The organism is Streptomyces rapamycinicus NRRL 5491, from assembly GCF_024298965.1.
Classification (GTDB): Bacteria; Actinomycetota; Actinomycetes; order Streptomycetales; family Streptomycetaceae; genus Streptomyces; species Streptomyces rapamycinicus.
This window is the reverse complement of record NZ_CP085193.1, coordinates 23,509-33,258: the sequence shown is the minus strand read 5'-3', so window position 1 is coordinate 33,258 and position 9,750 is coordinate 23,509. Positions and strand designations below refer to the sequence as shown.

The window sequence follows — 9,750 nt, the reverse complement described above, 5'->3', positions numbered from 1 at the left end:
CATGCAGGACACAGCCCATCGCGAGGCGGGCGACGCGCGGGCCACACCTGCCCCCGAACCGTCCGCCGAGCCGGCCGGTGCCGTCACTGTTCTCGCCCGCGCCTGCGGCGTCGACGCCGAGACGGTCGAGGCCGCCGCCCGGCTGAAGGTCGCGGCCGTCGCCACCGGGGCACCCGTCCTTTCCCCCGACGCCACATGGCGCGACCTGATCCGGCGCGTGGCCACACAGGCAGGACGGAAGGAAGCCGACGACGCGTGGGACAGTACGGCCGAACAGCCCCACGTCTCCGCCGAGCGCCTGGACGGCTACATGCGGTTCGCCCTGCGCGTGCTCACCGAGTCCCCCGACGAACCGCACACCAGCCACGGCCTGCTGTCCGAGGCGGAGACCGAGGAGACGATCGCCTTCTGCTCAGGTCCGGTGAAACCCTTGCCGGGGCGTCGTTTCCACGAGCTGTTCGAGGAGCGGGCGCGCCGCCACCCGGACGCGGTGGCCGCTGTCCAGGGTGGCCGAAGCTGGACCTACCGCGAGGTGAACGAGAACGCCAACGTCATCGCCCGGACCCTGCACCGGGAAGGGGTGCGCGCCGAGGACGTCGTGGCGGTGGTGACGGAACGCAGCCTGGAATGGCTCGCGGCCGTCATCGCCGTCTTCAAGACGGGTGGTTGCTATCTCCCGCTCGAACCGCATTTCCCCGCCGAGCGGATGGCGAACACGCTTGACCGGGGAGAGTGCCGGTGGGTGCTCGCCGACCACGGCGTCGCGCCGCTGGAGGAGGCGCTGGCGGGCCAGGGCACGCGGCGCCTGTACGTACGGGACCTTCTCGAAGAAGGCGGCCCGTGTCACAACCTGGACCTCGCCATCGCGGGGGACCAGCTCGCGTACATCTACTTCACCTCGGGCTCCACCGGCGAACCCAAGGGCGCCATGTGCGAGCACGACGGCTTCCTCAACCACCTCTACGCCAAGATCGAAGACCTCGGCGTCCAGGAGGGAGACGTCGTGGCGCAGACAGCGCCGCAGTGCTTCGACATCTCGCTGTGGCAGCTCGTCTCCGGGCTCCTTATGGGCGGCCGGACGCTCATCATCGAGCAGAACGTGATCATGGACGTTCGCACGTTCATCGACGCCCTGGCCGAAAACGGTGTCCAGGTGGCGCAGTTGGTGCCCACTTATCTCGAACTCGTCCTCTCCACGCTGGCCGAGGAGCACCGGGAGCTGCCCGGCCTGCGCGTCATGGCGGTCACCGGCGAGGCACTGAAGAAGGAGCTGGTGCGCCGCTGGTTCGACGCCTTCCCCACCGTGCCGCTGGTCAACTGCTACGGCCTTACCGAGGTCAGCGACGACTCCAATCACGGCGTCATGTACGCTCTGCCCGCTCACCGCTCCGTGCCGCTCGGCAACCCCGTGCGCAATTCGCGCGTCTACGTCATGGACGAAAGGCTCCAGCTTCTCCCGGTGGGTGCACCGGGCGAGATCGTGATCGCCGGTGTCTGCGTGGGCCGCGGATACGTGAACGACCCGGAGCGCACGGGGGCCGTCTACGGTCACGACCCCTACCGGCCGCTCGAGCGACTCTACCGCTCGGGTGACTTCGGCCGCTGGCTGCCCTCCGGCGAGCTCGAATACCTCGGCCGTCGCGACTCGCAGGTCAAGATCAGCGGGTTCAGGATCGAGATCGGCGAGGTCGAGGACCGGCTCCTTCAGGTTCCCGGCATCCGGGACGGCGCCGTGGTCGTCGCCGGATCCGCCACCGAGCCACAGCTCGTCGGCTACTACACCGGCGCGGACGCGCCGGACGCGGGGCAGGTCGCCAGGACGCTCGCCCGGACCCTGCCCGAGTACATGGTCCCGCCACGCCTCTACCGCACCGCTGAGCTGCCCCTGTCCGGCAATGGGAAGATCGACAAGATCTCCCTGACCGAGCTCGCCCAGCGGGAGCGGCACGGTACCGGGCACGTGCGGGCCACGGAGTTCGCCACGGAGACCGAGCGGAAGATCGCGGACCTGTGGGCACAGGTGCTGAAGGTCCCGCTGGAACGGATCGGACGCGACTCCCGCTTCACCGAACTCGGCGGCACCTCACTCTCCGTGATCCGGCTGTCGATCGCCCTGGACCGCCGGCTGACCGTCGCCGAGCTGTGGGACACCCCCACCGTCGCGGACATCGCCGCCCTGGTCGACCGCAAGGCCGCCGCGGCGCCGGACACCGAGTCGCGGCCCGTACCACGCGTGCTGGCCGCACAGCCCGACGAGGGGCCCGCCGCCTGGGCGGCCGACCACCGCGACGCCGTCCGTGCGGCCGTCGCCGAGTCCGGCGCCGTGCTGCTGCGCGGCATCGGAGTGCGCACGGCCGCCGACGTCGCCGCGGTCGCGGAAGGACTCGGGATCTCCGCGATGACCGAACGGGAAGGCTTCGCCCCGAGAACCGCCCATGCCCCGGGGCTCTACTCTTCCAGCCATTGGCCGTCGGACGAGCCGATGTGCATGCACCATGAACTGAGCTACGCCGCAACAGTCCCCGGCATCCTGGTCTTCGGCTGCCTCACGGCTCCCGACCGGGGCGGCAGGACCAACGTCGCGGACTCCCAGCAGGTCCTCAAGGCGCTGCCGCCCGAACTCGTCGCCCCGTTCGAGCGCCACGGCTGGCTGCTGACTCGCATGTACCACGAGGTGGGCGTGGCGTGGCCGGACGCGTTCGGGACCGAGGACCGCGCCGAAGTGGACGCGTACTGTGCCGCCGCCGGCATCGACCACGAGTGGCTGCCCGGGGGCCGGCTACGCACCCGTCAGCGGCGCGCCGCCGTCGTACGCCATCCCACGACAGGCGTTCCCGGATGGTTCAACCAGATCGCCTTCCTCAACGGGCTGACGATGGATCCGACCGTCCGCGAGTACCTCACCGACGTCTACGGGCCGCACGGTCTGCCGTTCCACACGATGGTCGGCGACGGCACGGCCATCGACGGCGACACCGTGGAGGCCGTCAACGCCGTGTACGACCGGTTCACGGTCGGCGAGCCGTGGCGAGGCGGGGACGTCCTCGTCGTCGACAACCTCAGGATGGCCCACAGCCGGGAACCGTTCGAGGGACAGCGCGAGATCGTGGTGGTCATGGGCGACGCGGTGCGGATCCCCGGCCACGTCCAGCCGGGCACCGGCGCGGGCACCGGCGGTGAGCAGGCGTGACCGGCGCCCGCCCCCTACTCCGGCCGGGTCCGCCCCGCACCACGCCATGACGGCAGGACCAGAGCGCGCGGCGCACGTCGAGCCGCAGCTGGTTCACGCTGCCGCGCCGCGCGCCGTTCCCGCGGCCCCCGCACAGGAGCGGGTGTGGTTCGCCAGCCGGATGGCGCCCGACGCGTCGGCGTACCGCATCGTGGATGAGCTGGTCGTGCACGCCGACGTGACCGAGGCCGACCTGCGGCGTGCCTTCGCCCTGCTGGTGCAGCGCCACGAGGCCCTGCGCACTTCCCTGTGGGTCGTCGACGGCCGGCTCACGCAGTACGTATTCCCGCGGATCGACCTGGCGCTCCGCCACGTCGACCTGACCGGTGCGGACGACGCACAGCAGGCGGACGCCCGGCGCTCTCGCACGACAGAGCTGGCGCGCCGGCCCTTCGACCTGGAGCGAGCCCCCCTGTGGCGCGCGGAGCTGCTTGCGCTCGGGGAGACCGGATGGGCGGTGGTGTTCGCCGCCCACCACGTCGTCTACGACGCCGCCTCACGGTTCAACCTGCAGGCCGAGCTCACGGAGATCTGCGCGGCCGTCGAACAGGGCCGGGAGCCGAAGCTGCCGGAGCTTCCGCTGAGCTACACCGGCTACGCACAGCGAGAGCGCGACCGGCTGTCGCCCCGCCGGCGAACCGAGCTGGCCGCGTACTGGCGTGCGCGGCTGGCCCGGCTCCCGCCCGTCCACCGCCTGCCGCTCGATCACCCGAGGCCCGCGGCCCGGACATTCGTGGGGGCCGAGCTGCGGGCCGGACTCCCTCCGGAGGTCACCGCGTCGCTGCCGGGTTCGGCACGGCGGCTCGGCACCGAGCCCGTCATGCTCTGCCTCGCCGCCTACGTGGCCCTGCTGCACCGCCACTCGGGACAGGAGGACATCGTCGTCGGTCTGCCGGTGACAGGCCGTCGCCAGGCCGACGTGCTGCCGATGATCGGCACGTTCGTCAACATGCTGGTGGTTCGGGTCGATGTCAGCGGCGCCCCGACCTTCGCCGAACTGGCCGCCCGGGTACGGTCGGCGACCCATGTCGAGGATCGGTACGACATCCCCTTCCAGACCCTCGTCGAACTGCTGCCCGTGCCACGACTGCCCGGGGTGCCGCCCCTGTACCAACTGGCCTTCAACCATGTGCCCGCGGGCGGCGCCCTGGGGGCTTCCTCCTCCAGTTCCGCTGGCTGTGAGGACGACCTGTTGCTGGAAGTCACGGCTGACACGGTCCGCATCGAATACAACGTGGCACTCATCGAGAAGAGCACCGCCGACGCCCTGCTCTCCGACTACCTCGCGCTGCTCGTCGCGGGAGTCTCCGAAGCGGATATGCCCCTGCCTCGTCTCCCGGTCGCGCCCCGGCCGGGAGACGCCCCGGTGGCGCGCCCCGCCCGGACAGCCGTGGGCGGCAAGCCACACACCGCGACGGCGAAGCTGGTCGCCGACGCGTGGAGCGCCGCCCTAGGCACCGCGGTGACCGACGTCCACGACGACTTCTTCCACCTGGGCGGTCATTCGGTGCAGGCCCTGCGCATGCTGGCGCGCCTCGCGGCGGAGCATGACACCGAGTTGAGCATCCAGGCGTTCTTCGCCGACCCGACGGTGGCCGGTCTCGCCACCGAACTCGAACGCAAGCGCCCGAGGAGGACGGCATGGCGGTGACGGGCAGAATCGACGGCGTACCGAGCGACATCTGGCACGAGGAGGTGCTTGCCCCGCAGTTCGCCTACGAAGTGGAGCACCTTCTCGGACACTACCTCGCCATCGAGAAGGTCCTGCTGCTGGAGTATGTGCGGATGGGGCTGGTGGACGCCGCCGGGGCGGCCGGGATCGGGGCACGGCTCGACTCACTGACCCCGGATGTCGTGCGCGCCGACCCGAAGGAGAATATGTCGGACATCTCCTTCGCCATCGAGCGGCACGTCCTGTCCGGCCCGGTCCCGCCGTTTCACGCGTGGCACGTGGACCGCAGCCGCAACGACTCCCAGGTATGTGCCCAATTGATGTCCGCTCGCGAGAGCCTGACCGCTGTGGCCACCGACCTGCTGTCGTTGGGCCGCGCGGCTTCCTCACTCGCCGCCCGGTACGCCGACGTGCCCATGCCGGGGTACACCCATGCCCAGGCCGCGCAGATTATCAGCCCGGGCTTCCACCTCACGGCCCTCGCCGCCGAGACCTCGGCCATCCTGCGCAGAATGCTGCACACCTACGACGAGGCCGACGCCTGCCCACTCGGCTCGGGAACGATGGCCGGCCAGGAGCTCGCCTGGGACCGCGTGCGCATGGCTGAACTGCTCGGCTTCTCCCGTGTCCAGCCGCATGCGCTGGTGGCTGTCGCCTCCCGCGGCTGGGCCATGGCGATCTCCGGCGACCTGGCCCGCTACGCGGTGACGCTGAGCCGTTTCGCCACCGACCTCATGGCCTGGGGCGGCAGCGGTTTCGGCTTCCTGGAGCTTCCTGACGAGCTGTCGGGCATCTCCGCGGCCATGCCGCAAAAGCGCAACTTTCCCGTGCTGGAGCGCATCCGCGGCCGGTGTGCCCACGTCGCCGGGTGCGCGGCCGACATCGCCGCCGGGCAGCGGAACACCTCGTACACCAACACCGTGGAGGTGTCGAAGGAAGCGGGCGGGCACCTGCGCACCCAATTCGACGCCATGCGCTCGGTGCTGCGGCTGACGCGGGCGGTCATCGCTGGAGCGGCCTTCTCGGCGGACCGGACGCGCGAGGCGTGCGCGGGGGAGTACCTGGGAGGATTCACCCTCGCGAACCAGTTGACGCTGGAGTCCGGCATCCCCTGGCGGACGGCTCAGGTGATCTCCGGCCGGTACATCAAGCGCGCCCTGGAGAAGGGGGTGCGGCCGACCGAACCAGACGGCCCGCTGCTGGCCACGCTCTGCGCCGACGCGGGATACGGGGTCGCGCGGACCGACGCCCTCCTCGTCGCCGCCTTCGACGTGGACGAAGGCCTGCGGGCCAAGCGATCGGCCGGCTCGGCCCACCCCGACGAGGTGCGGGCGATGCTCGCCGACCAGGACGGCGAATTCGCGAAGCTCACCGACGAGTGGTCACTGCGCGAACACAGATCCGCCGACGCCGCCCGCCAACGGGACGACCTGCTCGCCGCGGCCGAGCGGCGGTCATGAGGGAGCCGGCGCTGGTCGCCCGCCGGCCGGGCGTGGACCTGCGCGAGGGCGCGGGCACCGCCTGCGGAACCTTCGGCGAACTGCTTCAAGGGGTGCTGCCCGACGGAGTCGACTTCCTCGTCACGTTCCCGATCACCCGCGGCACCCGGGCGTGGTTCCGGTACGACCGCGACGGCCCACTGAACGTCTTCCCCTCCCACAAGGCCAAGTCGCTGCGCCTGGCGCGGGCCATGTTCGACGCCCAAGGCGTCGTCGGCGGCGGCTCCCTGGTCCTCGACAGCGGCTTGGCCGTGGGGAAAGGACTCGCCAGTTCCTCCGCCGACCTGGTCGCCACGGCCAGGGCCGTGGGGGCGGTGCTCGGCTTGGACACCTCGCCCGCGGCCGTCGAAGGCTGGTTGCGCCCGATCGAGCCCACTGACGGGGTGATGCATCCGGGCATCGTGGTGTTCGAACACCGGACGGTCCGGTTGCGCGCGTCGCTCGGCACACTGCCCCCGGCCACGGTGATGGCCGTCGACGAGGGTGGTCGCCTCGACACGGTGACCTTCAACCAGCGGCCCCTGCACCGCACGCCTGCTCAGAAGCGCGAGTACGAGCGCCTCGTGCGGGATCTCACCACGGCCGTCGATCACGGTGACCTCGCCTGGGTGGGCGCGATCGCCACCCGCAGCGCGGTCCTCAACCAGCGGCTCGTTCCCAAACGGAACCTCGACGCCATGATCCGGGTCAGCGATGAGATCGGCGCTCTGGGCGTGGTCTGCGCCCACAGTGGCACCATGCTCGGCCTCCTGCTCGACGCCGGCGACCCCGACCACCAGCACAAGCTGTCGGCCGCCGCCGCGGCATGCGCGCGCCTGCCAGGCGCCACCACCGTCTTTCGTTCGTTCACGTCACCAGGGAGCGCGCATGCGTCATGACACCATCGTCGACGCGATAGGCAACACCCCGGCCGTACGGCTGCGGGTGGACGCCGCCGAGGGGGTCGAGGTCTACGCCAAGCTGGAGCTGCTGAACCCCTACGCGATGAAGGACCGCGTCGCCCGGCAGATGATCCTCGAGGCCCGCCGGTCCGGTGCGCTCAAAGAGGGCGCGCCCATCGTGGAGAGTTCGTCCGGCACGATGGCTCTGGGAATCGCTCTCGTCGGCACCTACCTGGGGCACGCCGTGCACATCGTCACGGACCCCCGCATCGACCCGATCACCCTCACCAAACTGGAAGCCCTCGGGTGCGTGGTCCACGTGGTGGAGACGATGACCGGGCAGGGGTGGCAAAGCGCCCGGCTGGAGCGGCTCGCGGAGCTGATGAGCGGCATGCCCGGTGCTTACTGGCCCCAGCAGTACAGCAACCCGCAGAATCCAACCGCGTACCGCACGCTGGCTGACGAACTGATCGGCGACCTGGGAACGGTGGACGTCGTGGTCGGCTCCGTCGGCAGCGGCGGCTCCCTGTGCGGTACGTCCGCGGCGCTGCTGGAGCGGCTGCCCGACCTGAAGGTGGTCGGAGTCGACTGCGTCGGCAGCGTGCTCTTCGGCCAGCCCGACGTACCGGCCCGCAAACAGAGCGGACTGGGCAACAGCCTGTACCCGGACAACATCGACTACCGCCTCTTCGACGAGGTGCATTGGCTCTCGGACGACGAGGCGTTCGACGCCACCCGGCGGCTCGCCCGGGAACAGAAGATCTTCGCCGGGAACACCTCCGGGTCGGTGTACCGGATCCTGACCCACCTCGCCGCCGAGGCGGTGCCCGGCACTCGTCTGGTGGGAATCCTGCCGGATCGCGGCGACCGCTACGTGGACAGCGTGTACCGCCACCGGCCCGCCGGTCCGATCGCCGCCCGGCCCGTCGAGGTCCCCTACGGCACGACGGTCACCGGTTGGTCGTTCGCCTCGATCCCGCGCAAGGACCGTCCCGTCCTGGTCTTTCTGGAGTCGAACACGACAGGGTCGGGCATGCTCGCATTGTGTACCGCGGTGCGGCTCGGCTTCGAGCCGGTCCTGCTGGCCAAGGACCCCGCTCGCTACGCCGGCCTCGACGGCACCGGCTGCCTGACGGTCGCCTGCGACACCGAGAGCGACGCGGACGTCCTCCGGGCGGTTCGGGAGGCGATCGGGAAGCGGACCATCGCCGGGCTCACGACGACCAGTGACTTCTATCTGGAACACACCGCACGGCTGGCCGCCGCGCTCGGCCTGCCGGGCCACGCTCCGGAGACGATGACGGCCTGCCGCGACAAGTCGCTGACCCGTACAGCGCTGAGGGACGCAGGGGTGCCGCAGCCGGCGTTCGCTGTGATCAGCGACTCCGCCGACATCGCCGGTGCCGTCGCGTCCGTGGGCCTGCCGTGCGTGGTCAAGCCCGTGGGCGGATCGGGGTCGCAGGACGTGCTGTGGTGCGAGGACGCCGCCACGGCCACGGAGCACGCCGCCCGAGTCCTGGCCGTGACCGAGAACGTTCGCGGCCAGGCCACCGCCCGCAAGGTCCTCGTGGAGGAGTACGCCCACGGGCCGGAATACAGCGTGGAGATGTTCTGTGACAACAGGCAGGCCGCCTGCATAGGGGTGACCCAGCGCACCGCCAGCGCGCTGCCGTACTTCGTCGAGACCGGCCACGTCTTTCCTGCCGAGCTGCCGGAGGCCACCTCCAGCGAACTCGCGGAGGCGGCCCGCCAGGCGCTCAAGGCGGTGGGCTTCGATCGAGGTCCCGCACACGTCGAGATCAGGATGACGGACATGGGCCCCGCGGTCATCGAGATCAACGCCAGGCTCGCCGGCGGCATGATCCCCGAACTCGTCCGTTCAGCGACCGGGATCGACCTTCTGGAGCAGCAGGTGCGGGCCGCGGCCGGGTACCCTGTGCGGCTGCTCGCGGACCGGACCCGGCACGCGGGCATCCGATTCCTGACGGCGCGCCAGGCAGGGCGCCTTGTGGCCATCACGGGAACCGCGGAGGCGGAGCGTGTGCCCGGCGTCGAACGGGTGGTGACCACCGGGTCCCCGGGCCGCGCGGTACGGCCGCCGCGGGACGCCTATGACCGACTCGGCTACGTGATCGCGGGCGGCGGCTCGGCCCGGGAGGTCGAGGAGACCCTGGACGCCGCCGTGCGGCTGGTGGACGTGGTGACCGTCCAGGACTGACCGCCGACGGACACCTTCGCTCGACCGGATGGTGGTCGGGTGTCCGCGACGCTTCGGGACGCGGGCCGCGGCATGACGGCGCGCGCCGAGCGGTCCCCGAGATTTTCAGGCGCACGGAGTTGGGGCGGCGTAGATGACCGTGGCTGTTACGGACGTTCGGCGTCCCGTAACTGTGGCTAGCACTGGCGCCGATCAGGCAAATTTCCTGGAGCATCGCGTCCATGTCGAGGCGAATGAAGAACGGGTGGTCT

Annotated in this window: 5 protein-coding genes; all 5 read left to right on the top strand. The window is 70.9% G+C overall.

Annotation, left to right across the window (positions count from 1 at the left end):
• Position 1: 1 nt before the first annotated feature.
• From LIV37_RS00110 to LIV37_RS00090, 5 genes are read left to right on the top strand one after another with little or no spacing between them, the layout of a single operon-like run.
• Entirely contained in the window at positions 2-3,190 is a 3,189-nt protein-coding gene (locus LIV37_RS00110) for a non-ribosomal peptide synthetase (protein ID WP_020865096.1), read from the top strand.
• Between the two features lie 46 nt (positions 3,191-3,236).
• Positions 3,237-4,880: a condensation domain-containing protein gene (locus tag LIV37_RS00105; protein ID WP_121826005.1), complete on the top strand. Its 1,644-nt coding sequence runs from the start codon at positions 3,237-3,239 to the stop codon at positions 4,878-4,880.
• Complete coding sequence (locus tag LIV37_RS00100) at positions 4,871-6,361, top strand: argininosuccinate lyase (protein ID WP_020865094.1); 1,491 nt, start codon at positions 4,871-4,873, stop codon at positions 6,359-6,361. Before LIV37_RS00105 ends, LIV37_RS00100 begins: the two co-directional genes overlap by 10 nt.
• On the top strand, positions 6,358-7,278 hold the full coding sequence (locus LIV37_RS00095) for a GHMP family kinase ATP-binding protein (protein WP_020865093.1): 921 nt from the start codon (positions 6,358-6,360) through the stop codon (positions 7,276-7,278). The genes LIV37_RS00100 and LIV37_RS00095 overlap by 4 nt, the downstream gene beginning before the upstream one ends.
• The gene (locus LIV37_RS00090; protein WP_020865092.1) at positions 7,268-9,499 is read left to right on the top strand and encodes a pyridoxal-phosphate dependent enzyme; all 2,232 of its coding nucleotides are present in this window, start codon (positions 7,268-7,270) and stop codon (positions 9,497-9,499) included. The genes LIV37_RS00095 and LIV37_RS00090 overlap by 11 nt, the downstream gene beginning before the upstream one ends.
• Positions 9,500-9,750 lie beyond the last annotated feature (251 nt).

Bases quoted from the DNA above. Each gene is read 5' to 3' on its own strand.
- LIV37_RS00110 (WP_020865096.1), top strand. From the start codon at position 2: ATGCAGGACACAGCCCATCGCGAGGCGGGCGACGCGCGGGCCACACCT.
- LIV37_RS00105 (WP_121826005.1), top strand. From the start codon at position 3,237: ATGACGGCAGGACCAGAGCGCGCGGCGCACGTCGAGCCGCAGCTGGTT.
- LIV37_RS00100 (WP_020865094.1), top strand. From the start codon at position 4,871: ATGGCGGTGACGGGCAGAATCGACGGCGTACCGAGCGACATCTGGCAC.
- LIV37_RS00095 (WP_020865093.1), top strand. From the start codon at position 6,358: ATGAGGGAGCCGGCGCTGGTCGCCCGCCGGCCGGGCGTGGACCTGCGC.
- LIV37_RS00090 (WP_020865092.1), top strand. From the start codon at position 7,268: ATGCGTCATGACACCATCGTCGACGCGATAGGCAACACCCCGGCCGTA.